27 protein-coding genes and 1 tRNA gene are annotated in these 26285 nt (G+C 42.3%); 9 read left to right on the plus strand and 19 right to left on the minus strand.

The features are described from left to right. The first annotated feature begins 3 nt into the window (after positions 1-3). A complete protein-coding gene (locus J8Z23_RS01925; RefSeq protein ID WP_434634681.1) occupies positions 4-1179 on the plus strand; it encodes a hypothetical protein in 1176 nt (391 codons plus the stop codon). Continuing rightward, on the plus strand, positions 1176-1643 hold the full coding sequence (locus tag J8Z23_RS01930; protein ID WP_193303808.1) for a GNAT family N-acetyltransferase: 468 nt from the start codon (positions 1176-1178) through the stop codon (positions 1641-1643). Before J8Z23_RS01925 ends, J8Z23_RS01930 begins: the two co-directional genes overlap by 4 nt. 32 nt (positions 1644-1675) lie before the next feature. On the opposite strand, the gene J8Z23_RS01935 is transcribed toward J8Z23_RS01930, so the two are convergent. From J8Z23_RS01935 to J8Z23_RS01980, 10 genes are all read right to left on the minus strand, one after another. Next, positions 1676-2734, minus strand: coding sequence for an N-acetyltransferase (locus J8Z23_RS01935; protein WP_140338125.1), 1059 nt, complete (start codon positions 2732-2734; stop codon positions 1676-1678). A 216-nt stretch (positions 2735-2950) separates the two neighbouring features. Next, positions 2951-3118, minus strand: coding sequence for a hypothetical protein (locus J8Z23_RS01940; protein WP_180820078.1), 168 nt, complete (start codon positions 3116-3118; stop codon positions 2951-2953). Between the two features lie 498 nt (positions 3119-3616). Beyond that, entirely contained in the window at positions 3617-4336 is a 720-nt protein-coding gene (locus J8Z23_RS01945) for a hypothetical protein (protein ID WP_434634686.1), read from the minus strand. A 168-nt stretch (positions 4337-4504) separates the two neighbouring features. After that, a complete protein-coding gene (locus tag J8Z23_RS01950) occupies positions 4505-4750 on the minus strand; it encodes a hypothetical protein (RefSeq protein ID WP_029803106.1) in 246 nt (81 codons plus the stop codon). 36 nt (positions 4751-4786) lie between these two features. Beyond that, positions 4787-6043, minus strand: coding sequence for a P-type conjugative transfer protein TrbL (trbL, locus tag J8Z23_RS01955; RefSeq protein WP_276427763.1), 1257 nt, complete (start codon positions 6041-6043; stop codon positions 4787-4789). Positions 6044-6221: 178 nt separating this feature from the next. Next, on the minus strand, positions 6222-6998 hold the full coding sequence (gene trbJ, locus J8Z23_RS01960; protein ID WP_434634690.1) for a P-type conjugative transfer protein TrbJ: 777 nt from the start codon (positions 6996-6998) through the stop codon (positions 6222-6224). A 31-nt stretch (positions 6999-7029) separates the two neighbouring features. Then, on the minus strand, positions 7030-8793 hold the full coding sequence (gene traI / locus J8Z23_RS01965) for a TraI/MobA(P) family conjugative relaxase (RefSeq protein WP_434634693.1): 1764 nt from the start codon (positions 8791-8793) through the stop codon (positions 7030-7032). Between the two features lie 2 nt (positions 8794-8795). Next, positions 8796-9161, minus strand: coding sequence for a conjugal transfer transcriptional regulator TraJ (gene traJ, locus J8Z23_RS01970; RefSeq protein WP_140081083.1), 366 nt, complete (start codon positions 9159-9161; stop codon positions 8796-8798). Between the two features lie 323 nt (positions 9162-9484). Further along, positions 9485-9829, minus strand: coding sequence for a TraK family protein (locus J8Z23_RS01975; protein ID WP_434634696.1), 345 nt, complete (start codon positions 9827-9829; stop codon positions 9485-9487). A gap of 1 nt (position 9830) precedes the next feature. Continuing rightward, a complete protein-coding gene (locus tag J8Z23_RS01980; protein WP_033906076.1) occupies positions 9831-10070 on the minus strand; it encodes a hypothetical protein in 240 nt (79 codons plus the stop codon). Between the two features lie 788 nt (positions 10071-10858). On the opposite strand from J8Z23_RS01980, the gene J8Z23_RS01985 reads away from it, so the two are divergent. Both J8Z23_RS01985 and J8Z23_RS01990 read left to right on the plus strand, forming a co-directional pair. Beyond that, the gene (locus J8Z23_RS01985; RefSeq protein ID WP_050550076.1) at positions 10859-11296 is read left to right on the plus strand and encodes a hypothetical protein; all 438 of its coding nucleotides are present in this window, start codon (positions 10859-10861) and stop codon (positions 11294-11296) included. A 746-nt stretch (positions 11297-12042) separates the two neighbouring features. Then, positions 12043-12975: a DUF3427 domain-containing protein gene (locus tag J8Z23_RS01990; protein ID WP_434634700.1), complete on the plus strand. Its 933-nt coding sequence runs from the start codon at positions 12043-12045 to the stop codon at positions 12973-12975. A 672-nt stretch (positions 12976-13647) separates the two neighbouring features. Here J8Z23_RS01990 and J8Z23_RS01995 read toward each other — a convergent pair. From J8Z23_RS01995 to rpsU, 8 genes are all read right to left on the minus strand, one after another. Next, entirely contained in the window at positions 13648-13944 is a 297-nt protein-coding gene (locus J8Z23_RS01995; protein ID WP_182039652.1) for an imm11 family protein, read from the minus strand. A 290-nt stretch (positions 13945-14234) separates the two neighbouring features. Then, positions 14235-14969, minus strand: a complete 735-nt coding sequence (locus J8Z23_RS02000; protein WP_434634703.1) for an AHH domain-containing protein — start codon at positions 14967-14969, stop codon at positions 14235-14237. Between the two features lie 375 nt (positions 14970-15344). After that, entirely contained in the window at positions 15345-16436 is a 1092-nt protein-coding gene (locus tag J8Z23_RS02005) for an integrase (protein WP_058966373.1), read from the minus strand. Between the two features lie 98 nt (positions 16437-16534). Then, positions 16535-16610 (minus strand) — tRNA-Ile (locus J8Z23_RS02010). Positions 16611-16765: 155 nt separating this feature from the next. Continuing rightward, positions 16766-18628 carry an RNA polymerase sigma factor RpoD gene (rpoD, locus tag J8Z23_RS02015; protein WP_005395986.1) on the minus strand — a complete coding sequence of 621 codons (1863 nt, stop codon included), beginning with the start codon at positions 18626-18628 and terminating at the stop codon, positions 16766-16768. 99 nt (positions 18629-18727) lie between these two features. Continuing rightward, complete coding sequence (gene dnaG, locus J8Z23_RS02020) at positions 18728-20494, minus strand: DNA primase (RefSeq protein ID WP_005379719.1); 1767 nt, start codon at positions 20492-20494, stop codon at positions 18728-18730. 149 nt (positions 20495-20643) lie between these two features. Next, positions 20644-21087, minus strand: a complete 444-nt coding sequence (locus J8Z23_RS02025) for a GatB/YqeY domain-containing protein (RefSeq protein WP_005395984.1) — start codon at positions 21085-21087, stop codon at positions 20644-20646. 27 nt (positions 21088-21114) lie between these two features. Beyond that, a complete protein-coding gene (rpsU, locus tag J8Z23_RS02030) occupies positions 21115-21330 on the minus strand; it encodes a 30S ribosomal protein S21 (protein WP_001145625.1) in 216 nt (71 codons plus the stop codon). 230 nt (positions 21331-21560) lie between these two features. On the opposite strand from rpsU, the gene tsaD reads away from it, so the two are divergent. Both tsaD and J8Z23_RS02040 read left to right on the plus strand, forming a co-directional pair. Further along, entirely contained in the window at positions 21561-22577 is a 1017-nt protein-coding gene (gene tsaD, locus J8Z23_RS02035; protein WP_046874179.1) for a tRNA (adenosine(37)-N6)-threonylcarbamoyltransferase complex transferase subunit TsaD, read from the plus strand. A gap of 175 nt (positions 22578-22752) precedes the next feature. Next, complete coding sequence (locus tag J8Z23_RS02040) at positions 22753-23568, plus strand: alpha/beta fold hydrolase (RefSeq protein ID WP_434634713.1); 816 nt, start codon at positions 22753-22755, stop codon at positions 23566-23568. 34 nt (positions 23569-23602) lie between these two features. On the opposite strand, the gene plsY is transcribed toward J8Z23_RS02040, so the two are convergent. Continuing rightward, positions 23603-24214, minus strand: a complete 612-nt coding sequence (plsY, locus tag J8Z23_RS02045; RefSeq protein ID WP_005379857.1) for a glycerol-3-phosphate 1-O-acyltransferase PlsY — start codon at positions 24212-24214, stop codon at positions 23603-23605. Between the two features lie 250 nt (positions 24215-24464). Here plsY and folB point away from each other — a divergent pair, with 250 nt between their 5' ends. The 3 genes from folB to J8Z23_RS02060 are packed head-to-tail and all read left to right on the plus strand — an operon-like array spanning position 24465 to position 26122. Next, the gene (gene folB, locus J8Z23_RS02050) at positions 24465-24824 is read left to right on the plus strand and encodes a bifunctional dihydroneopterin aldolase/7,8-dihydroneopterin epimerase (RefSeq protein WP_005395977.1); all 360 of its coding nucleotides are present in this window, start codon (positions 24465-24467) and stop codon (positions 24822-24824) included. Then, complete coding sequence (folK, locus tag J8Z23_RS02055; RefSeq protein ID WP_012841141.1) at positions 24821-25309, plus strand: 2-amino-4-hydroxy-6-hydroxymethyldihydropteridine diphosphokinase; 489 nt, start codon at positions 24821-24823, stop codon at positions 25307-25309. The genes folB and folK overlap by 4 nt, the downstream gene beginning before the upstream one ends. 9 nt (positions 25310-25318) lie before the next feature. Next, a complete protein-coding gene (locus J8Z23_RS02060; RefSeq protein ID WP_006743204.1) occupies positions 25319-26122 on the plus strand; it encodes an undecaprenyl-diphosphate phosphatase in 804 nt (267 codons plus the stop codon). The last annotated feature ends 163 nt before the right edge of the window (positions 26123-26285 follow it).

The following is a 26285-nucleotide window of genomic DNA, read 5'->3' on the forward strand; positions in this document are numbered from 1 at the left end:
TCAATGGCTAGTAGTTTGGGTTTCTGGTTAGACAAAAAGGACTCATATAGTAACAATGGTAATTTAGAAATTAATTCTGAACTCCATATTAATTATTGGGTCTTGCCTAATGAAGGAATAAACTACTTAGATATTGGAGTTAAACTAACAAATAAACCTAATACAGGAAATATAGAATCAAAAATAAAAAGTATTGTATTTTATCTTCCATTTGAAAAGAAACACATAGAATATGATTCAGAGTTAGGAAATGTTGTATGTTCTGATCATGAGCTTTTGTCCGCAATCTTTAACAGCTATGTCACTGAAACTTCTTACATAACAGGTTCTGGTATTCATTCCATATCTTTACCTGATAATAAGAAAATGAAATTCTATACCCAGATAGATCAAGAAAATGGGGATGGAGTTAAAGGTGTTAAAATTAGTGAGTTAAATGATAAGAAGGAGAAAGGCGTTCAAGTTACTTTTCCTATGGATTTGTTTAATACCGAGTTAGAATCTAATGTGCCTATATACTTTAGATTTAGGATAAAAATATTAGACAATAAGGCCATAAATAGAATATCTAATGTTACAAAGTCAAAAGCCCCTACTATATTGGGAGATTTTTCAAAAATAGAAGTGATAGATTTTAGAATAAATGAAGCAAGAAATCTTCCATATAAAATAAGAAAGAAGGTTATCGATTTTCAGTCTATAAATGTTATTCATTTCTTTTTGATTCGTGAGGCTACATCAGAGTTCAAAGTGTCTCACTCAGATTATAAACGTTGTAGGCTGTTAGAGACAGAACTTTGGGATAAATATTTAGGTCTCAAAGATACAAAGTCACAAAAGCTAATTTATCATTGGAAACAGAAAACTGTAGGAAACATTTCTGATGATAACGAGGATTGTGGCTCTAAATCAGAACTATTTATTAATCACTTTTCTGCTTTTGCTAAATTCTCTTCAAATACGATACCCAAAAGAGCCGCAGTAATTGTATTGCTACTCTCTATTATTATAGGTATAGCCTCAGGCTTAGCTACTAACTACATATGGAATGCAACGAGTAGTAGCATGCTTGTTGATGAAAAATTACAAAGCTATGATGTGAGTATACCAAAGCAGTCTGCATCAAATATTACATGTAGCATGTACTGGCCAACCCCGAAATCAGAGAATTTATTGTGACAGGTGTAATAATAAAGCCATCATTTAAAATAGAGTTAGTAGAAAAAGACTTTGATGTATCTAAGATAGCCCCTGCTCTTAAGGATGTGGCTCCACTATATCCTAATTTTAATGTATGGTTTAATAATAAGTTTTTGAGAAACTTTTATATTGGAAATAGAGATGTATTAGTTGCGCATAATGGTCAAGAGATCTGTGGTATTAGTTTGCTAAAGAAATCTTTAGAAGAAAATAAAATATGTACTTTTTATATTATGCCTAAGTTTAAGGGTAGAGAACTTGGAAGTAAATTACTCGAGAAGTCATTGAACTACTTTGATGATAATGAGGTTCTAATTTCTGTTTCTAATGAACGTCTAAGTGAACTATATCCGACTCTTAGCTCAAAAGGTTTTGTCTTAGATAGTTGTGTTGAGCATATGTATCGAAATGAAAATATAGAACATTTCTTTAAAGCCAAATAGAAAGCGCCATATTATAGGCGCTTTCTATGTAATTAAAATAGTATCTTTTTATCTAACTCTGATAAATCTATGATACTTTCAAACTGCTTATCAGATAGGCGCATTACACCCCAATAATCATTGCGATCTAGGCCTGCGATATCGGCTAGTGCTTTTCTATTTGGTCGTTTTGGCAAAGCAGCATTGTATGTGAAGTTAATTACATATATATATTGCTTTTCTCTATATATTTTTCTAAGCTCTTTTTCTGTAAAAACACTAAATTTAATACATTCATCGACAAAGTTATCTTCATCTTTGTACTTATGAATTGTATGAACATCTTCGACAACACATAGTGAAGTGGCTACGCTTCTGTGTTCTGCAGGACCTTGATTATCGTTAGTTCTATAGATTACAACGACGTCACCACGATTAAATTCTAAAACTCCTTTCATTTTACAAATGTAAATTTTATGGATGCTATTGGAGTGAGATATGTCTTTTACAATATTGTTGGATTCATTATGTAACTTAGAGTCAGGGAACAGCTTTGTATGAAAGTTTGGGTAGATACTTAGTAAATACTTTTTGTTATCGCTAGTATTGATGAATGGATAGTCTTTATCAACATCACCGATTTTTTGGCTTAAATCTCGTAACAATACATCTTCGACTCCATTTTTAGACGGTTTCGTGCCATACTTTTTAAAACCATACTTCTCGAACAAAGATACTAAGTACTGGTGCTTATCTCCAAACACAGTTACATAAATATCATCAACTTTTGGGTCGTTTGCTAGAGCGTAGTCGAAAATTTTCTTTAAATATCTATCTCCACGGCGTGTTTGCTGTGGGTTAAACTTAAAAGTCCCTACTTTCATATGCTGAGTGTTTGGAAGCAGTGGTACCGTATCGTCTCCAGGGCCCTGTTCAAATTTACAATATAAAAATCCTTCGATGGTACCTGCGGTGTTGTATAGGACTAGAGCGTTATTGTCAGATTTTTTTTTGAACCAATCTGAAAACTCTTCATAATCCTCTTTTAAAGTTTTAAAAAATGCATCTTCAAGGTTTATATCTGCAAAGCGTTGGATTTTTAAGTTGTCCATGACTTCTCCTAGCCCATGTTGGAACGTCAATTTTTAAGAGTGCTTTATATTTAGTGAGGATTATCTTTCCTCTCGAATTTTACTATCGCATCTTTGCCTTTATGATTGTTTAGTTGCTAGTCATCATACTTGACGAAAAATAATAAGGTTAGCATCATGCTTTCCTGATCTTTGTGACAAACACCCCTTTTACTTATGGAGGGATAGTAATAATTACTAATTGAAGTTGTCTTTACGCCAGTGACCGCGCTGGTCTTCCTGTTTACGTCTCCTCAGTTCCTCTCTGGCCCATTTTGAAGACTCCTGCATATCTTTCCTCAAATCTTCAAGTTCAGTATTTGTGAGGCGCCTTGGCGGCTCTGTATTGGGTTCTTTTCTTTTCATGTTACCTCCATTGATCAAGTTACGTTGATCTCAGTGGTTTAATTCATTCCCTTCCTGGTGTTCAAACCATCATCTCACCATATGCACTAATGCTCAATAAACAACCTATGTTGACAGCAGGTGACTAAGTTACCAATGAGGGAGTCCAGAGGGGCTTGCCCCTTTGGGCATAGCGCAGCGTAAACTTTCAAAATCTAGTTTAAAAAATTTATTCATGGCGAGGTACGAGACATGAATAAATAAGTGATAGCTCTTAACCTTTAGGTTAATGAAGTAACCACTTGTTATATCAGCTCCTTTTATCAACTCTCACTTTGTTGTTTAACTACCTCTATATTGAATTGATGCCGCCTTAATATCTAATGAGCGCTATGGTATTAGGAGGAAGAAGGAGCATTTACATTAACAAGTTGATGGAGGTTTGAGCAATTATGTAGGGATGTATGCTTCAGGCGTGAGGAATCGCCCAAAGCTAATTGGCTTAAAGATAAGAGGTGGTTACTGGAATTGTGGGGATCTGTCGTCGAATGAAATTAGCGCAGTATCAAATTGGCCTCGCGCAGAGTTAGTTTGTGTACTTTCCTCTGTTATCGCTCGGACTCGTTTCTTTTTCGCTAGTTTACTAGCATAAGTTGGCCAAACATTACAACGACCGGACTTTTTCAACCGTTCCAAGGCGTAGTTCCTCTGCTCGTCAAGCCAGCCTGATTTTAAGTTAAGTTCTTTCATTAACTTCATTGTTAGCCACTTTAATCCAGCTGTGCCACGTATCTGACCTTCTTGGTTACGAATATCCATGTTGGCGCTATTAAGGTAGCCAGCTTGAGTCAGTTTATCGATATAACGAAACCAGGTAGATTCGGGCATTACTTCGTCATACATTTTTTCGTATCGTTTAATCATTGCTCTATGTTTGACAGGATCATTAAACGTAGCCTTTGGTACTCCAATGCGGAACGTTGCCCAATCCATATAAGTGATTAAAACAGTCAGTACTCGAAAGGCTTTGATTCTCACACGGCGCTGCATATCTCTATGGGGGCTAATCAATGAGTTTAGTGATTTAAGGACAAAAGGTTTATCTTGAAAGTGCTTTAATTTATCGATGAGGCGACGCGTCGCCTCAGGTACACTCCTTTGCTTCACGACTCGTAAAACAATACGTACTTCAGGAGAGTAGCCTTTGTTTGCTGTCGTCTTTGTGTTCTTGCGTGACATGATATCAGTCCTCACAAGATATATGGGGTAGGGTGAAAAATGAGCACTTTATATCTTGAAAGCGTGCACTATAATGAGTAACTGTCATGTTATACCTCTATGGAAGGTGTAATGTGAAAATGTGGGCCGGTGTTGCGAGCACCGGCCTATGTGTCTTGATTATTTGCGTTACTTGAACGGCCAGTCTCTGGTTTTGTTGGTTTGCTTATTTAACGACATCATTCCTCGATACGCCTTGTTTGCCACTTTGTTTTGAACCCCTTCCAGGACGTCAGCTAAACGATAAAGCTGCTTACTGTATTTGGTTGAGTGTGCCCACTGACCAGCAAAATAAAATGCGAGCATCACCAGGAACATGACTGCGAAAAATGCTCCAAAGTCTGTCCAGTTTTGAGGTGGGAAATGCAAATCCATTGTGATTCTCCTATCTGATTTTGTGTGAAGGCATCATTAAATGTCTTCTTGGTTACTTTGAGTTTTGATTGTTTCAGCCAAGCGGCCTCCCGCAGTTTGACTGATACGGTTACGTGCAATATCTCCAATACCTTTAGCTAGGTTTACTCCTGCCCCTGCTGCAATTCGTCCTGCTTTAGCCGTGGATGCGACAACGCTGTTTGAGTTCATTTGCATTCCTGATGCATGGGCGAAGGGGGTGTCACCTGTGCCAGGGTCTTCGGATGTTGTAGAAGAGTCGCTACCAATAGAGCCTGTCATTGAATCGAGCATTTCAGAATTGGACGCTGCCTTGAACGCAGCTTGCAGAGCCGAGGCTCCTCCCAACGTTCCCATAGCTGCACCAGCAGCCATGCCACCTGTAGCCATTGCGGCTCCAGCCATCGCGCTAGCACTCACATTTCCTGAGCTAGTAGCAGATCCTGAGCCTGGTATTAAGCTCGCGACTACATTGGGTACGGAGTGAATAAGTAGCATTAGAACTACGGATACTACGAAAATAACCAGTAGTTCTTTCATTGAGGTGTTTGCTGACAGCTCAGCATAAAAACTATCCATAATTGACATAGCGACGCCGATCATTAACGTCATAGTCATAAGCTTTAAGGCAATGCTGAGCACACTACGAAAGTAATTGATGGCAATATCAGAGGTCCATTTTGAGCCTCCAAACCCCAGTACAAAAATTCCAGCATAAGTAAGAACCCAAGCGGAAACTAAAGACAGTAAGACATTGGCTGCTACAACCGTCATACAAACCAAAATTAACAAGGTAATAATGAAAATTGCTAAGTTATCAAAGGGGCTTGTATAGCTATAGGCTTCGCTCGATTTTGTAATAATGTCGAAAGCGATGCTGATCGGCTCTGATGGAGTTAGCTCACGAGGTAATCCTGCTGCTTGAGCGCCAATTATTCTGAGTGAATCTATGATAGAAGCGGCAAACTTAGGACCGTTTCTAAGCAGCCATAAGAAGAAACCGAAGGTGATAATGAAGCGGGTAAACTCGGCAAAAAACTCTCTTATATCTGCCTGTTTTAGTAATAGATTCCCTCCTGTCCATACAAGTGAGATTGTCCCAAGCAACCAAAACAACCAGCTTGCATGATTAGTTATCACGCCTGCCCAAGAGCTGCTCACGGTCAGAAAGTGAACTGCAACTTCATCTAGTACACCGTTAGTTTCGATTGTGGCATTAGCGGGTGTTGAAATTATGGCTAGCCACGAGAGAGTGAATAATCGAAATATCATCATTAGAAACCTTTATTTTGGCTACGTTCTGTTGGCGTACCCATGTCCCATAAGCAACTTTCCGACTGCGTTGAGTCGGATGACTCACAATCAATTTTTCCTACGTCTGTGGGCTGTTCACAGCCACTTAAAAGTAATAAGCAGCTGAGATATAAATGCATCGATATGAGTGTTCTCATGGCTAAAACTTCCTGTTTTTCGAACGATCTGTAGGTGAGTCAAAATTAAAAAGTTCTTCATGTGCAGCTTGGTGTCGGGCTTTCTGATCGGTTTCGGCTTGTATTTGTGTCGCGACAGCGTTGTATTGAGCGGTCATCAGACTACGTATCTGTAAGAGTTGACTGCTTTGTTGGCTAGCAAATTGGTTCGCATATTGAATCGCTTCTAGTTGCCCCTCGGCTCCTTGAGCTTGTCGTTGTAGCCTTTCTAATTGCTTGGCGTCGTTTTGTAAGGCGTTAAATTGCTGACTAATCCCCTTGATTGCTGCTTTACTTGCAGACACTTGTGACTCGGAGGAAATTCGGTGACTTTCCTTCATAGCAGCCCACTCTGTATCACTGCATCCTTGAGCTGAAAAACACGGAGAGTTACGGTAATAAGAAATGTCTTGAAACTTACCAAGGTAGCTATCTAGGCTACCAAGTTGGTTTTGATAGTAGGCGAGTGTATTGGTCGCCTGGTTAAGCTCATTTATCGTCGCTTGAGCTTGGTCCCAGATGTACGAAGCTGGTGCCACTGTGTTTTTTAGTTGGTTTTCATACTGCTGAAGTTGCGTTTGGTATTGTTGGATTTGCTTTGCGGTTTGGGTTACCGACTCCATTGCGGAAAGTATGTTGTGAGGCAGATTTAGGCCATCAGCGACTGGAATCCCCGACCAAGTGGGACCAACATAACTCCAAAACATCCCAATAGTTAGGACGTGAATTTTAGCCGCTAAAATTTTCCTTCTAAGTTTCATTGCGATTTCCTTAACTGACGGTGTGAAGTGTTTATCGACTTCGACTTTTTCTAGATTGTTTTTCTTGTTTCTTTGCCATTTCAGCTATCAAACGAGCTTTACGCTGTTCGTATGCTGAATGTTCTTGAATTTGTGGCTTCTCAAATCGCAGAACAGCAAGCTGAGAGAGAGTACTGAGCTTATTTCGCCTAATTATTGGGGGAGCCTTGCCAATAGGTGAGATATCACGACGCTGGTTGTTCCTCGTTACATCTTGATTGGAAGAGAGTAATGAGAGCCGCCTTTGCTCTAATGCTTTATCGCTAAAGGTCATAGGTAGGCGGGTATCAACCGCTGCACGAACCACGTAAGCCTTAAATGTAGGGGAGCCGTCAACGCTGATTTGGTTGCCATATCGTGCCATTGTGATTTTTAGTGCTTGGACTATGGATTCCTTATCCGCTTGGCCCGATACCTGAAGACGTTGACCATCATCACGTATTGCTCCGTTTTTGGAGCGAAACAAAATGGTTCCAGTTTTGGTAATAGAATCAATAACGCTTGTGAAGTTTGTTTGTTCTTGTCCATTGCCTTGTAGAGTGTTGCCGTCTAGCGTTTGTGCTGCTTCTCTTGCTCGCAATGCGGCCAAAGCGTTCTGGTCACCCTGATGGGCTTGATGTTTTAACCAATCGGCCCAAGTTCTTTTGCTATAAGTTTTGTAGATTGCTTGGCGATCGTTTTGGTATTGCTGTTGAGCTAAAGCGAAGTTCTTTTGAAGTGCTTGGCTGGATTGGGCATACAGTAAGCGCTTAGTAAACTTACCGCTATTGGTGAGTTTTATTGCCATGCGACGTACTTTGCCTTGCTTCTTGGCATTTAGAACTTGCTGATTTTTCTTTTGACGAAGTATCTCTAATGCGGTGGCTCTATTAGTTGCAAGGCTCTTTTGCTCTTTCTGATACCTAGTGTAAAGCTCCGTTGTATCTATTCGAGTCTGAACAGGTTTTTTTTGGTAACTGCGTTTTGAGCTGGACTTATTATTAATAGTTTGGTGTGGCTGAAATGCGCCGAAGCGGGACTCCAACTTTGGTTTGGATAAATTGCGATCCAACGTACTAGCCTTTATCGTGACTCCAGTGTCAGATGAAATCACCAAACCATTGCCTTTTGCTGAAAGTGTTAATCCGTTTTGGCATAGAGTCGCGTGTAGCTCAGACCATGTTTGAGCGGCTTTTATTTCGTTTATACACTCACGCTTAATCCATCCAATTAGGCTTTCAATACCGGAGTGACGTTCCATATCAGCAGCGCGTGCTGCACTGCGATTTTGATTGGGGATGTGATTGTCTTGTTGTAGTCCAAATGCTTTTTCTAATCGTTCACATTGCTCTGCAAGCGTACGATGTGAATAGTACGGCTCATGAATGGTATGGCGTGATGGATGAATCTTATTGATCGCCACGTGAACATGCAGATTGTCAGTATCATTGTGAACGGCACTGATACGTTGGTGTTCACCAAAACCTAAACTTTCACATATACGCTCTTCGATTTTAGAAAGAACATCAGAATTAACTTGTTCTCCAGCACGGAAGCTAATAATCAGGTGGTAAGTCTTATCACCTTTCGCTCTAGTATTTGTTTGCTGAGTGGCCAATACCTCGCAGATCGCATCTCTAATTGAATCTGCATCGCAGTTAGTCAGTCGCACCTGACCTAACCGATGTTCTTTGCTTTGGGTATCAGTGAGGTAACGGACTAAGCCTGAAAAATCGGACTTATTCGATGAACGCATTGGGATGTGTTTAGCAATCATGGCTAGGACCTTTGACTAAGAATAGATTCCATGAGCTCGCTCATCTGAGCTTTGGTTGAATCGATGTGATTTAATACTGCTCTAATGGTAGGTGTGCCGATTTGAGCGGCCTTAGCATCATTAGTTAGCCAAAGCTTTAGTAACCCACCAAGTCTGCCAAGATCACCATTAACTCTAACTAGTTCACGTACTTGCTCTGCATCAACGACACTTTTCACTTGGCGTCCTTGTCCAATTCGTCGTAGATAGGTTGAAACACTGAGACCAGCTTGTTTGGCATTAACCTCAATCGCTTCACGTTCACTAGGTAGGCAGTAGACTTTAAGAGGACTTGTGTTCTTCCTAGTGACTTTTTCTTCATGCTGCATTACGTGTTCTCCTATCGAATCTTCTATCACTGAATTGATCCCGCAGGGCAGGATTACCGTTGAGCGCCGCAGGTGCGAATAAGGGAAGTGAAGAGTCATCGCTATGCTTGCATAGTGGGACTCCTTCACACATCCTGCCCGCAATATCGCCCACATCAGTTATCAATAAAGGGAGGCGCTACCGCACTGTTATCACGCAATTGCGTAGGAATAGACGCAAAATGGCGCGAAAAAGGCCAAAAACAGACAAAGTGGCATGGCAGTTGTGCTCTAGTTATGCTTTAACTGCGATATAGCTGCGTATGCACAGTGTTTGAATATATTCATATCAAGTCCTCTTTATTTGGCTGGGAATTAAAAGAAAAACCGTTTATGTCACGAGAGGTTTTCTGCTTTTCTGATTTCTCTTTTTCGGGGGGAGTAGCCACTGAGGTTTGTGTGATGTATTCCTTCACATAACGCAGGAAAGTCTCGTAGCGAAATGCGATGAGATTTCTTTCTGTTAGGTAAGTCCAAATAGTTTTTAAGTTGTAACCAGCGTTAATTGCTTCCTCTACATCGGTTTTAACGCCAAGAAAAGTTGCAAGTACTTCTTTCTTATTTGGAGGACGGTTGTTTTGTTGTCTTTGAATAACCCAAGCCTGTAGTTCTTTCACGTAATTAGACATATCAAGCCTCCATGTATTGGGAAGATGCTTGGTCAATCAAATTAGCTATATCGGAAACTTTAAAGTAAACACGTCTACCTATTTTGACTCGGTTTGGCTTGAGTTGATTTGCTAGTTCACAGTTAGTCCTAAGAGTAATTCTAAATCCTTCAGGGCTGCGATGTAGGATCTCCGCAACTTGAGAAAACGAAAGCAGCGGTGAATTTCCATATTTACTGTATAACCATTCTTCAGTCGTCATTTTGATCTCCTTAGTGGCATTTTTCATGTCTGGAATTACTGCTATCCAGTGCTCTTTTTAACAACGAAGTCTTACACGATTCTTGGTGACATAATTTAGATAACCATAAGATCGATTTGTCGTCAATTGCGCTTAAATTCTCTTAAATTACTTTAACTTCGCGTAATTTCGACAAAGTATAGCTATACCTTTGGTGTTGGATTTTGTATTTTTTAAATGTTTTTAGTGAATTTTTAGCCGCTAAAACGCACCGGGCTGAGGTATTGATTTCGGTATATCGAAAATAAACCTCTTATTAATGGTTATGTTTATTTAGTGGTTTGTTTTTATTGGAAATTAAAATCGTCACTTTTGTAGATTTATGGGGTGGTGACAGGTTGTGTATATTAAGTCTGGGGTGAAGTAGGTGAGTTGATTGATACTGTTAGTAGAGAAAGAAAGGTTGTTGTTGTAAGTACATAAAGTTATTAACCTAATTTTTTTATTGCTAAATGTTCTAACTCATTATGGTGTTTGTGACATTTATGAGAGGTGTCTAGCGAGAACCTTATTGACATTTGAGGGGCGATTTATTGACACTTGGGGGGCGGTGATTACAAGGAAGTTATTTTTTATCATATGGTTATGTGGTTTCTTTACCCTTTAACCATAATAATAACCTATTATTAGAGGTTAAAATTAGCGACATTATCGTAAGGAAATAAAGATTGTCGTTTTTTGCATACGTAGGATTATGCGGTTTGCGCAGGCGGTACCGTATAGAAAGCGTTATATAATTGAGGCATTTAATGGAAATTTGTCGAATTGAAAGCGTAGACCAGTATATCGAGTCATTTTGTGACTATATCGATGATTATCGCCGAAATTTGAATAAGCAGGGTATTTGGCTTTTTCTTGCTACGCTAGGTATCTGGAGTGTTGAACCTGTGTACCTTCAGCAAGTCGCAATGTTTATTACCTTTACGATATTTTCGTCAAAGTTGTTTAAAGAATGGAAAGAAGAAGGTGCCCATTTCACATTTAAATCCGCAGCAGAACTTGTCGAAAATAAAATTAACTGCTTAGCAAATGAAAGTGAGAGGGAGTTTTTCCACCAAGTTTTCGCTCTTAAAAAAGAAAGGAAACTCAATGTAATGCTAGCTCTCAAAGAGACCTATGTGTACGTCCTGACTTTCTTGTTTTTTGTAATGTGTTACTTCGAAATGTTCCTATGGAAAATTATATAACGTTTAAGGTGTTACGATACTTTTTCTTATCTGAACTGATGCCACTAAGTCATTTGAGCTAAGATGGTTTTGTCCAGCCCCTTCACTGTAGGGGCTTTAAATTCTTGCAATTTCTAACACATGGTCTTTCTATATCAGAGGGCACTAGAAAATAGTTTCGATTTTTATGGAAATAGACAGATAGATTTCGTTCGACTCTTCTTGGGTGGGTAGTTTAATAAAATCAATGCTATGGATTTAAAAAGGATGACATAATGAACTCAATGTACATCTAGAAAAGGGGGGAACTATTTTGGGTGACCTGATAACGAAACTTGGAACTCGAATTTTAATATCAGATAAATCTAAGCGAATTCAAGGACTGAGGAAAATTGCTGAACCTCTTTCAGAACAGCACATTCAACAAGCTGCCACAAAGTTCGACACTGTGAACGGAGAGACAAGCTCTTTTAAAGATTCTACTAATTTCGATGTGATCATTGATACCAAAAGGTACCCGCCAAAGGCCATACTCGGCATAGCACTGTCAGATTATTATGGCGTAGATATTCTCCCAGAACACTTTTCGGGTGGTGAAAAGAGTAGTTGCTTTCGGATACTCTGAGACCTTGGCTTTGAAACTGTTGATAAAGAGGGGACTAACCCTAAACGTGAAAACGAAGTATTTGATTACTCTAGTTTTACGGTTGGAGAATTGCACACTAAGTTAGAAGCATTTGAGCGTGCAGGTGTTTGGGTTCCTAATCATGCTCGTGATATTCCAGGGCCAACCAGATTTAGCAATTGTGTTGTTTGTTACTCTGGAGAAAGAACGCAAAGAGCTTGAGCATAAGTACGACGATAAGTTTTTCCTTGGCGGTAGTATGTTTCAATGGGAGTCTCAAAACAAAAATACACCAGACACACCTCATATGATGATGATTATTGATGGGGAGCCAGTTGTACTTTTCGCTCGTGTTCACGAAAAGATTAAAAGCAAATCACAGCCATTCACGTATGTAGGCCAGTTAGGGTATGTAAAACATAGTTACCCTATTGATAGTAAAGACAATCCTGTTGAGGTGATTTTTGAGGTGTCGGAGCATCAAAATCCTGCTAGTGATACGTTGTCCGATTTGTACGAATGGTCACCTGGCATTGACCCTGAAGATAAACCTATTGATATTTCAAGAACCATTCTCAATGAAACTAGTGTACCTACAAGTTCAGTTAAGGCTATTGCTAAGCGTGGTAAAACCAGGGGTACTAAAAAGACTAATTGGGCAGAGCGAGATGAACGAAACAGAAATCTAGGCTTAGCAGGTGAAAAGTTAGTTGTCGAACATGAAATTCAGAGATTAACTGACCTTGGATTAATAGACTTAGCAAAGAGGGTCGAACATGTTGCCATAAGCTCTGATGGTGATGGTGATGGTGATGGTTATGATGTTTTGTCTTTTGATGGCTATGGCGTTAAGAAGTACATCGAAGTTAAGACTACTAAACAGTCAAAGGGGACTGCCTTTTTCATATCGAGAAATGAAGTGGAGGTTTCTAGAGAAAAGGGTGAACAGTACTGGATATATCGCGTCTATGCTCTTAAAGGTAGTTCAAGTAAGGCGAGCTTCTATGCTTTGCAGGGACCAGTGGATAAACACTTCGACCTAATTCCAGAGAGTTATAAAGCACTTCCCAAGTAACCAGTAAATGAAGAAGGATGCATTGTACCTTCAGAGCTAGAGAGTGAGCTGAGCGATTTTAATACCAAATTTAATTCATAGGCTACTAATTTAGCGAAATTACCAACAAGGTTCTGTCCAAAAATGATTTAAGCCATATGAATTGTTGTGGAGATTGGTGGCTAACTATCTTGCACTTACACGTAGGTACTGGCCCCTCAAGTGTCAATAAACCAATCTTATCCATTGAGCACAGCAATGTCACACTGGGCTAATCCTCATTTCATTGACACTTGAGGGGCAGCGTTGGCTAAGCCTTTTTCCCTTTCGCAATCGCGTCCAGTTCTTCAACCTGGTCTTCGGCTCTGAGGTGCGTGTAGCGGCGTAGCATCTGCATTGATTTATGGCCGCTGATAGCGGCGACTTGCTGATCACTTAGCCGGCCTTCACCAAACGGCTAACGCTCTCGTGGCGCAGGTCGTGGAACTTAAAGTCCTGTAGCCCAATTTTGGCTTTAATCTTCATCCATACCTTCTTGATATTATAAGGATGCCGTTTGCCTACCTGAAGGATTCTAACGCCTGGAATGAAACTGGGGCGGTTGTAGCATTACAACTGATTCTTTAATTAGCATCTTGGTTAGCTACCAATGATTGAACCAATGAGCAAAATCAAGTAATCCTATAAGCTAAATTACACGGCCTCATCAATGAAATCTAAACCTGTTAGATCCTCTGAGAAACCAATACCTGTCAGCTTATGTTCGGTCACTAACTCTCGAAGTATATCTGTACAGAATAGGTTTACGGGGCCTTCCTCTACTGACTTGAAGATATATTTATCTTGAGTATCTTCTTCGTCGAAGACTAGTGTTTCCAATCCTATCAATTCACCGTATTCAACTTTGGGAATCGTTAACTGTTTGTTTTCTCTTGCGAATGTCAGTGCTGCATAGAAATACCAAGTTTCACTACCTACATTGATTGGCAAAAACTCTCCACATGTCGACAACTTGTTATGTAAGTAATTGAATGCTTTGGGTGAAAATATGAGGAATGTATTACACCAAATACTTATATCTGGGGTTTCCGAATCTTTCTTGAGAACATCTGCAAACTCCGAATTAACCTTACCCCATATCGGTTGGAGTGATGAATTGTGCGAAGGTTGATGCAGTATGTCTCTTACAAGCTCAAAGTCACCTAATTGTTCAGCTAGGTCACTAGGCAATAATGAAAGAGTTTTAAACTTAGTAGGATCTTCTGTGATTCTATAAACGGTCATGAGCCATTCCAACTTACATCTTTTTTCTGAGTAATCTTTGAAGGGTATTCTCCATCCTTCAAGCTCATTTTAATCCTATTTAACCGAGCTATTACCATCTGTTTTGTCATACCACCAGTCACAAATATTCTTGCGATCCAGTTCTCATAGTTAAATCGATGTATTGAACGGTGTGCCGGTGACTTTGGGTCAACCCAATTCAAGTCGTTGTTCTTTTTGAAGTTCATCATCCAGACCCCATTTCTTGGATCATTTATACCTATTTGGTGCATGTGCAGCTCAAGTCGAGCTGCCTGAATTGCTGTTTTTTTGAACCGACCTTTACCTGGAATAATGTGGTGGGCTTCGTGATTGGTAGTAGGTTTTGGCTCCCCTGCTGCGGTTAGGTTTCTTGCAAGTTTTTGAGTTGGGTGATGTTCTTCTTCCTCAAGCTCTTTCAACTTTTTGCTCTGGTTTTCCTTTACATAATCTCGAAGCTCAGCTTCCATCTCTGTGACTTTGGCATGAGCAATCAATTGTGTACGCTTCATCTTCAAAAACTTTAGATCTCTTTGTTCAGCTTCAAGCATTCGTTTTACTTGCGCTTTGGGTGCGGTACGAGCTTTATTTGTCTTATATTTGGCGTAGAAGTCTTTAACTAACATATCGTAACGATCTAAGGCTAATTCTGCCGCTGATGGGTTTGCAGGACGATTTGAACGATGTCCAGCGATAGATAATCCAGTTTGCATTTCCATACCTATGTGTTGAGTTTTTGATGTAATAACATCGATAGGAAACTGGTTGCAATGTGATTGTCGAGAATTATGACTCAGCTTAAAAAATAAAGAGATAAATGGTAAAGGTCGGGAGGTGTAACTGTGGGGAAACATCAATGTATGCGGTAAATATAGAGGGGAGAGTTATATAAAACTTACTATTAGTTCAGTTACCACTTACCTGAGAAAGCTTCACACAGTTCAAGTATAGCTGCCCCTCATATGTCAGCACTGGTATGTTTATCTTTCTAGTCCCCCAAGATTCAATAAGTCGGGCTTATCAGAGGAGAACAAGCCGGCATTACTCATCTAATAGATATAGTATTGACATTTGAGGGTCGCTTCTACCTATGCTTTTTTCTCTTTTGCAATCGCGTCCAGCTCTTCAACCAGGTCTTCGGCTCTGAGGTGCGTGTACCGGCGTAGCATCTGCATCGATTTATGGCCGCTGATGGCCGCGACTTGCTGATCACTTAATCCGCCTTCTACTAAACGGCTGACGCTCTCGTGGCGCAGGTCGTGGAATTTGAAATCCTTCAGGCCAATCTTGGTCTTAATCTTCATCCATACCTTGTTGAAATTGTATGGACGTCTTTTGCCGTCTTTACCTGGCTCGCCAAAAAAAATCAGGTCAGTATCAATTGGCCGTACCGGATTGTTAATTGCCTGTTTAAAAGATTCTAACGCCGGGAGAGAAAGCGGAACGGTTCTCGGCATGGTGTTTTTGGTTTCAACCAGGAAAACTACACGTTTTTTCAAATCAACTTGAGAGCGGCGCAAAGAGGTTATCTCTGATGAGCGCATACCCGTTTCTAAGGCTATACGGACAATCCAGGTTAACATCGGATTCGAATGTGCCTCAACGGCTTCTAGGAGCTTCAATTCTTCTTCTGGAGTTAAGCGTCGTTCTCGCCCAGAAGGAGGGGAGGGCTTGCGGATATTTTGTACTGGATTAATTGCTAAGCCTATACCCCATTCTTTAATCGCGATGTTGTATAGGTGGCTGAGCAGCGCTAGGTCTATACGAACTGTGTTTGGAGAACGAGGTTTCGGCGCAGGATTCCCTTTGGCGTCGCATCGGTCTAAGCCAGCTAAACGGTCATCACGGTATTTGGCAATGATATCTGGAGTGAGGGCGGCTAGGGAATATTGGCCTAAAGCTTTGATGATTGGTTTGGAATGTCTTGCATCACATGCAGCAGTGGCTGGGCGCTTCGTGGGAGATACTTCAGCTAAATAACGTTGCAGAGCATCTTCTATCGTCATCCGTTCTGAAGAAGAGCGTTTGATATACACGCCACGAACAATTTCATCTTCAGTGCGCCTAGCCCAATCTTCTGCATCGCGTTTGAGGCGAAAAGTTTTAGATGTAGTTGGCCAGCCTGTTTTTCTAATAACAGCTTTCCATGTGCCTGAAGGGGTTTTAACTAAGGTTGCCATAAAAGTACTCCCGAATACTCACTGTACTGATTTTGTACCTCGGGACGTATAGAAAGGCAACATTCAAAAGAGGATAAGCGATAAGTGCTTGATTTGAATGGTGGCCCCTCCCAGACTTGAACTGGGGACCAATCGATTATGAGTCGACTGCTCTAACCACTGAGCTAAGGGGCCTTAATAGGACAACGATTATAGGGGAAGCGTTGCAAGGTGTCTAGATACCAACTAGGGCAATTGCGCTTAGTTTTTATCCACTTAGCACAGTAGATAATAAAAAAGGTGACCTAAAGTCACCTTTTTTGATTTCTAAAAGCTTGTATGCGCTGCGATTATTCGTCTAGGAAGCTGCGCAGAGTCTCTGAGCGGCTTGGGTGACGAAGTTTACGTAGTGCTTTTGCTTCGATCTGACGGATACGCTCACGAGTAACGTCGAACTGCTTACCAACTTCTTCTAGAGTATGGTCAGTGTTCATGTCAATACCAAAGCGCATACGAAGTACTTTCGCTTCACGTGGTGTTAGACCTGCAAGCACGTCCTTCGTTGCCACTTTAAGGCTAGTTGCAGTTGCAGAATCTAGCGGCAGTTCTAGCGTTGTATCTTCGATGAAATCACCTAGATGCGAATCTTCGTCGTCACCGATTGGTGTCTCCATTGAGATAGGCTCTTTAGCGATTTTCAGAACTTTGCGAATCTTGTCTTCTGGCATCTGCATGCGCTCAGCTAACTCTTCCGGTAATGGCTCACGACCCATCTCTTGCAGCATTTGACGAGAGATACGGTTTAGCTTGTTGATCGTTTCGATCATGTGTACCGGGATACGAATCGTACGTGCTTGGTCCGCGATTGAACGAGTGATTGCCTGACGGATCCACCACGTTGCGTAAGTCGAGAACTTGTAACCACGACGGTATTCGAACTTATCTACCGCTTTCATCAGACCGATGTTACCTTCCTGGATAAGATCCAAGAACTGTAGGCCACGGTTGGTGTATTTCTTCGCGATAGAAATTACAAGACGCAAGTTCGCTTCAACCATCTCTTTCTTCGCACGGCGAGCTTTTGCTTCACCGATAGACATACGACGGCTGATGTCTTTAATGTTTTGAACGTTCAGAGAAGTCTCTTCTTCAATCATTTTTAGCTTAGCGATTGAGCGACGGATTTCTTCTTCGTTACGTTTGATCTTTTCAGCGTATGGCTTGTCTGAAGCAAGAACTTCATCCAACCAAGCTTCACTTGATTCATTACCAGTGAACAGCGCGATGAATGATTTCTTCGGCATTTTGCCGTATTCAACCACAGACTTCATGATCAGGCGTTCTTGAGTACGAACGCGATCCATAGCGGTACGCAGCTCATTCACTAGGTGATCAAACTGTTTAGGCGTTAGACGAAACTCGCGGAATACGTCTAGCATCATTTCATTAGCAACGGTTGCTTTCGGGCTGTTATAGCCGTACTCGTTGATTGCTAATTGAAGATTTTGATAGGTGCTGCGTAGTTGGTTGAATTTCTCTAGCGCTAACTCTGGATCGATACCTACATCTTCTTCAGAATCATCTGAATCGTCATCGCTATCTTCGTCGTCATCAACGTCTTCATCGTCTTCTTCTTCTAACTGAGATTCAGTCAGTTCAGAACCGATGTGTGTTGCCGTTGGTGCAGCGGTGTCGTCAGCATCTGGGTCTACAAAACCTGAAATAAGGTCAGTAAGACGCAGTTCTTCAGCTTGAACTTTGTCAAATTGCTCAAGAATGTACGGAATCGTACCTGGGTATTCAGCAACAGACGATTGAACTTGGTTAATACCTTCTTCAATACGTTTTGCGATGTCGATTTCGCCTTCGCGAGTTAGAAGTTCGACAGTACCCATTTCACGCATGTACATACGTACTGGGTCTGTGGTACGACCAATCTCACTCTCTACGCTAGACAGTGCAGCGGCTGCAGCTTCGGCTGCATCTTCATCGGTAATATTTGTGTCATCGTTCAGTGCTAAATCATCAGCATCAGGAGCAGTTTCTACTACCTTAATGCCCATGTCGTTGATCATCTGAATGATGTCTTCTACCTGTTCTGAATCTACGATTTCAGCAGGTAGGTGGTCATTTACTTCGGCGTAGGTCAGATAGCCTTGTTCCTTGCCTTTAATAACAAGTGACTTTAGCTGTGACTGCGGATTGTGATCCATAGACGGTATCCAACTTCGTAATCTGGTGAAGGAATCAGTATGCGAAATGCAAACCACTTACTATAACAAATTAAATCGTTGCTGACTAATTAAACAGGGTTACGCTTTTAAATCTAGCATAAGTGCTAGCAGCTCCCTTTTCTCTTCGGCTGATAAACCGACACTTCTTGCTTTGGCCTGCAGGTTTTCAATTTGTTTTTCTACGCACTGGGCAATAATTTTATCCAGTGAGTCTAAAAATATTTCTTCTTGGTTGTCCTCATCGAGTGGAATGTCCCAACTCGCGAGACGAGACAGAAGGGTCTCATTTTGGCTGTTTCGCCAATGCTCTAATAATTGGCCTGTGTTGATATGGGGATGCGCTTGGCATTTATCAAGTACATCAACAAATAAACTTAGACCAGGAATGGGTAAATCTCTAACGCTAGTTAGATCTGGCACCATACTTACGTATTGTGGGTTTTGAATCAGTAACGCGATCACTTCTCGCATCGGCGTTCGCTTGATTTCTTTATGAGGTTGAGGCCTTTTATCCTCTTTACCTTGTTTTGAAATTAGCTGCTGTAGTTGGCGTTCATCAACCAAACCCAAACGGCGGCCAAGCAGTTCTCTCAAGTATAGTCTTAAAGTGCCGCCAGGGACTTTGTCGATGAGAGGAACAGCAAGGGTACTCAGCTTTGCCATGCCTTCTTTCGTGCTCATATCGACTTGCTGAGTCAATGAGCTGAACATGAATTCAGACAAGGGCATCGCATTAGACACTTGTTGTTCAAATGCTTGTTTTCCGTTTTGTCGGATATAAGAGTCGGGATCTTCTCCATCCGGCAAAAACATGAATTTTAACTGGCGACCATCAGTTAGGTAAGGCAATGCATTTTCCATGGCACGCCACGCTGCTTCACGGCCTGCGCGGTCACCGTCGTAACAACATACGACAGTGCTTGTTTGCCTGAATAATACTTGCAAGTGATCGCCCGTTGTAGAGGTACCCAATGAGGCAACGGAATAATCTACGCCATATTGAGCAAGCGCGACAACATCCATATAGCCTTCAACCACTAAAATTTGTGGTGGCTCACGGTACGCTTGTAGTACTTCATAAAGGCCATACAACTCTTTACCTTTATGAAATATCGGGGTTTCAGGTGAGTTGAGATATTTCGGTGTCCCATCACCTAATACTCGACCACCAAAGCCTATCACTCGGCCGCGTCTGTCTCGAATAGGAAACATCACTCGACCACGGAATCGGTCGTAGCGGTTGCCTTTGTCGTTTTCGATCAACATGCCGCCTGTGACGAGCATGTCTTGGTTTTCTTTATTCTGGCCAAAGTTCTTACGAACTAAGTCCCATTCATCAGCCACATAGCCGATGCCAAACTTCTGGACTATTTCACCAGACAGGCCGCGATCTTTTAGATACTCAATCGCCACTTTACTTGCTGGCTGCTTGAGTTGGTTACGATAAAATTGAGCAATGCTGCCCATTAAGTCGTATAGATTACGTTTTTCACTGCTGCTTGCTTGTGGGCCTGACTGGAACGAACCATTACCGCCACTACGTTGTTCGCGAGGAACATCTAAGCCCAAGTATGAAGCGAGTTCTTCAATGGCTTCGACGAATTCTAGCCGGTCGAATTCCATCAAGAAGTCGATGGCATTTCCGTGCGCACCACAACCAAAACAATGGTAGAACTGCTTTTCTTGACTGACGCTGAATGACGGCGTCTTTTCGTTGTGGAACGGGCAGCATGCGCCGTAGTTTTTGCCTTTTTTCTTAAGTTTCACACGTGCGTCGATGATATCGACAATATCAAGTCGAGCTAGAAGGTCATCGATAAAACTGCGAGGGATGTGTCCAGCCATAAAACCTAACAAAAAAAGAAGATGATGAGTGGAGTGAATGCTTTAAAAGAATAAGCGTGTTGCTCACTTATTTCATTCCATTCATCCAGATACAAACAAGCCGTGCGTTCCAAAGGATAGCACGGCTTGCTGCAATTGGGTGGGGTATCTTAAGCCAGTTTAGCGCGAACTAAACCGCTTACTTTACCCATATCTGCGCGCCCTTGAATTTGCGGTTTCAGAACGCCCATTACTTTGCCCATGTCTTGCATGCCAGCTGCGCCAGATTCAGCAATCGCGTTCTCGATAAGAGCCGCTACTTCTTCGTCTGTCAGTGGTTGAGGCATAAAGTCCTCAAGAACGGTAATTTCTGCTTGTTCCGCATCAGCAAGATCTTGACGACCCGCTGCTTCATACTGCGCTACAGAGTCGCGACGTTGTTTAACCATTTTGGTCAATACTGCAAGAATGTCGTCATCGTTCAGAGTGATCTGCTCGTCAACTTCACGTTGCTTGATTGCTGATAGGGCTAAACGAATAGTACCAAGGCGTAATTTGTCCTTGGCTTTCATCGCTAATTTTTGCTCTTCTTTGAGTTGATCAATCAGAGCCATAACTAAATTCCTTTTGGAGCTCAGTTATTAGTACAGGCGAACGCGACGAGCGTTTTCGCGAGCTAGCTTCTTAGCGTGACGCTTTTGAGCTGCTGCTTTAGCGCGTTTGCGAACTGTAGTTGGTTTTTCGTAGTGCTCACGACGACGCACTTCAGAAAGGATACCTGCTTTTTCGCAAGAGCGCTTGAAACGACGTAGAGCAACGTCGAACGGTTCGTTTTCACGTACTTTAACTACTGGCATATGCCTTTCACCTCAGGGGTTATTCGTTAACGCTGGCATTCAACAGACCAAATCACAATTGTTTGGTCTCTTACCAGCTTGATCAAAAATGGTGCGGAATTTTAATCCGATCACAACTACTTTGTAAAGCCTTTTGTCGATTATTGTCTGTACAAAATTTGTTTGCAGCACCAAGGCGAGGTAATATGACGCCCAAATTTCCTCTATACAGAAAGCATACTGAGAAAACCATGCGCATTATCGGTATTGAAACCTCTTGTGACGAGACTGGCATCGCGATTTATGACGATGAAAAAGGTCTGCTGTCACACAAGCTTTACAGCCAAGTAAAACTGCACGCAGATTACGGTGGTGTGGTGCCTGAGTTGGCTTCACGTGACCATGTAAAGAAAACCATTCCTCTTATTAAAGAGGCACTAAAAGAAGCGAACTTAACTTCGAAAGACATTGATGGTGTCGCGTACACCGCGGGGCCGGGTCTCGTTGGTGCACTATTAGTGGGCGCTACTATTGGTCGCAGTATTGCTTATGCTTGGGGAGTGCCAGCGGTACCTGTTCATCATATGGAAGGTCACCTGTTGGCTCCAATGCTGGAAGATAACCCACCGCCATTCCCGTTTGTGGCAGTGTTGGTGTCGGGTGGTCACTCGATGATGGTCGAAGTGAGAGGCATCGGTGAGTACAAAATTCTGGGTGAGTCGATTGATGATGCGGCGGGCGAAGCGTTTGATAAAACAGCGAAGCTAATGGGGTTGGATTACCCAGGTGGCCCACTGTTGTCTAAACTAGCAGAAAAAGGCACGCCAGGTCGCTTTAAGTTCCCGCGCCCAATGACAGATCGCCCTGGCTTGGATATGAGTTTCTCTGGCCTGAAAACCTTTACAGCAAATACGATTGCTGCGAATGGCGATGACGAGCAAACTCGCGCAGACATCGCACTGGCATTTGAAGAAGCCGTGTGTGCAACATTGGCGATTAAATGTAAACGCGCGCTTGAGCAAACAGGCATGAAGCGTATTGTTATTGCTGGTGGTGTGAGTGCTAACCGTCGTTTACGTGCAGAGTTAGAGAAGCTAGCGAAGAAAGTTGGCGGCGAGGTTTACTACCCACGAACAGAGTTCTGTACGGATAATGGTGCGATGATCGCTTACGCTGGTATGCAGCGTTTGAAGAATGGCGAAGTGGCCGATATGTCAGTAGAGGCTCGCCCACGTTGGCCGATTGACCAACTGACGCCAGTCGCTTAATCAAACTTATGCGGTAGGTTTGAAATAGATTCACAACGATAAAGGTCTCTGCTCATCAGAGGCCTTTATTTTTAGCTATTCAATGAAAAGCTTCGTTTACACTCTGACTGATGCGAGCAGTTCGGTATCGTTTCAGTGATAGGATGGTGCGGAAGAATAAGAAATGGATATAACAATGAATAAGTTTGAAATTGAAGGTCAGCAACTTGCTTACCTTGATAAAGGTGATGGTCCAGTATTACTGTTTGGTCACAGTTATTTATGGGATAGCCAAATGTGGGCGCCACAAATTGAAGTTTTAAGCCAGTCATATCGTTGTATTGTGCCAGATTTGTGGGCACATGGTGAGTCAGAAGCAGCCCCTACATCGACACAGTCATTAGTTGATTATGCACAACATATGTTGGCGTTGATGGATCATTTGGACATTGAAGAGTTTTCGGTGGTGGGCTTATCTGTTGGCGGCATGTGGGGAGCGGAGCTAACGGCTCAAGCGCCGCAACGTGTGAAATCACTGGTATTGATGGATACCTTCATTGGTTGGGAGCCAGAAGTTACGTATAAAAAGTACTTTGCAATGCTTGATACCATCAGCCAAGTCCAAGCGGTGCCTGCGCCAATTATTGAAGCCGTTGTGCCGCTGTTCTTTGCCAACAACGTCGATCAGGATAACCCTGAGTTGGTCGCTTCATTCAAACGCAGTTTAGAAGACCTCAACGGTGAGCGTGCGGTTGAAGTAGCTCGCATGGGGCGCATGGTGTTTGGTCGCCGTGATGTGATTGAAGATTCGGAAAAATTCGCTCTGCCGACGTTAATTGCGGTGGGCTGTGAAGATAAGCCTCGCCCGGTTTTCGAATCGTATTTAATGAAAGACTGTATCACGGGCAGTGAGTTGGTAGAAGTTCCGCAAGCGGGACACATCAGTTGTTTAGAACAGCCGGAGTTCGTCAACCAAATGTTGTTGAACTTCCTGAATCGAGTCCATGCATAACCAATGCATCCCTCTTTAAACGAAAAACTCGGCATTAAGCCGAGTTTTTTTGTGTCAGTTTCTTCTCTCCGATTTTTGGCTCGTCGCCAGACAAAAGCCGACGAATATTTTGATGATGCTTAAATACGATTAAGCAACACAGCATAGCAACAGGTAACGTGTATTGCGGTTTAAACATCCAAGTATAAAACGGAGTGACCAAAACCGTGACGAGAGCCGCTAACGATGAATAGCGGAATAGCGCGGCTACTGACAGCCAAGTTAACATCACCAATCCTGTTAAGTCCAAACCAATCGGAGCGATAGCGCCAAGCGCGGTTGCGACACCTTTTCCGCCTTTAAAGTGGAAAAAGATGGGGTACATGTGGCCAAGACAGGCGGCAATGGCGATGACGCCAAGAATGATAGGGTCGATACCAAGAAAGTATCCGCCCCATACGGGGATGGTGCCTTTGAGCATATCGCACAACAAGACTGAAACAGCGGCTCCTCGTCCGCCAATACGCAATACGTTCGTTGCTCCAGGGTTGTTGGAGCCTACACTGCGTGGATCTGGCAGTTTTAAGAGTCGACAGATCAAAACCGCACTGGAAACCGAACCCAGTAAATAGGCGGCCATTGTCATTATCAGTGCCAGTGCGTCCATAGAAGTCCTTGATGGATTGGAATTTAATGCTCGGTTCCCGCGTAGTTGCTATCATACCTCGAATTCACATAATGCAGAAATCCTCACTGTGATAGAGCTTGCATTATGTGATTTCTTGTATATAAAGATGCTTTCGCAGTTTATACCTAAGTAACATTGTGATGACCCAAGTAAATGTTACTTAGGTATAGAATACTACGATCAAATTACCCCTCACGGGTATCCGACCTCTGTAATAGAAGGACATAAGATGGCTCTGGATAAAGTTTTTATTGAACAATTAGAAGTAATCACCACGATTGGCGTGTACGACTGGGAACAACAAATTAAACAAAAGTTGGTTCTGGATATCGAAATGGCGCACGACAACAAGCCTGCGGGTAAAAGCGATGATGTGCAAGATGCGTTGGATTATTCACAAGTGAGTGAGGCGGTACTGAGCCATATTGAAAATGGTCGTTTTCTGTTGGTTGAACGTGTAGCCGAAGAAGTGGCAGAGCTTATCATGCAGCGTTTCTCTGTGCCTTGGGTGAAAATCCGTTTAGCAAAACCTGGTGCCGTGCCACAAGCTCGCGCTGTTGGTGTCGTGATTGAGCGAGGTCAAGCATGATCACCACCTATATCGGTGTTGGTACGAATGTAGAAAGAGAGCAACATGCGCTCGCTGCGTATCAGGAGCTGCTACAGCTTGGAGAAAGTCTCCTCGTATCGCCGGTATATGAATGTGAACCTATTGGCTTTAGCAGCCAGAACTTCTACAACTTTGTCGTTGCAATGCGTACCGAGTTGTCATTAGAAGAGTTGAGTCATCAGCTACGTGAGATTGAATTTAAGTGGGGACGCGAAGAAAATGCGCAAAAGTATCAGGATCGAACACTGGATCTCGATATAGTGTTGTTCGGTGAATGTGTCTCCAAGAAAAAACCTGAGCTACCTCGCAGTGATATCTACAAATATCCTTTTGTCACAAAGCCTCTGTATGATCTCGAACCTCAATTAGTGATCCCAGGCGATGGACGCACAGTCGCAGATATTTGGCATGCAATGCAGCCTGTCGATTCACTCAAACCTGTTTCTTTTTCATTTTTAATTTGAGTTGTTTACATGAGTTATTTTGAAGCCTTTATTCTGGCTCTGATTCAGGGTCTGACAGAGTTTTTGCCTATTTCGAGCTCTGCCCATTTGATCCTGCCCTCCGCCATTTTGGGATGGGAAGACCAAGGTCTAGCTTTTGATGTTGCTGTTCACGTCGGTACATTAATGGCGGTAGTGATCTATTTTCGCCATGAAGTGATCACTCTGTTCCAGGCATTATTTGCTTCGATCTTTAAAGGAGATCGGAGTAAAGAAGCAAAACTTGCTTGGATGATAGTGATCGCCACGATTCCAGCTTGTGTGTTTGGCTTGTTGATGAAAGACATCATTGAAGTGTATCTACGTAGCGCTTATGTCATCGCGACCACAACGATCGTATTTGGTTTGTTGCTTTGGTGGGTAGACAAAAACGCTAAGTTGGTTGCGGATGAATACCAAACGGGTTGGAAGAAAGCCGTGTTTATCGGTATTGCCCAAGCCTTAGCGATGATTCCTGGAACGTCGCGTTCAGGGGCGACCATTACGGCTGCACTTTACCTAGGCTTTACTCGAGAAGCGGCTGCGCGCTTTTCATTTTTAATGTCGATCCCCATCATTACATTGGCTGGTAGCTACTTGGGCATGAAGCTAGTGACCAGTGGTGAACCTGTCCATATTGGTTTCTTGCTGACTGGTATCATCACATCGTTTATCAGTGCGTACATCTGTATCCACTTCTTCTTAAAGATGATTTCACGCATGGGCATGACACCGTTTGTGATTTATCGTCTGATTCTAGGTTTCGGCTTGTTTGCGTTCTTGCTTAGCGCATGATAACGCGACGGATTGGCAGCTTGCTTAACCGCAAGCTGCATACCTAAACCACAACGTCATTCTGAACAGCGACGAAGGAGCGAGGTTCAGAATCTTCTCCTCTTAGTTTCTTATGGCGTTGGCCATTTCTAAAACTTCCCTGCGTGCTGATGTTAGATTCCTA

The organism is Vibrio sp. SCSIO 43086 (assembly GCF_051132235.1).
Lineage (GTDB): Bacteria > Pseudomonadota > Gammaproteobacteria > Enterobacterales > Vibrionaceae > Vibrio > Vibrio diabolicus.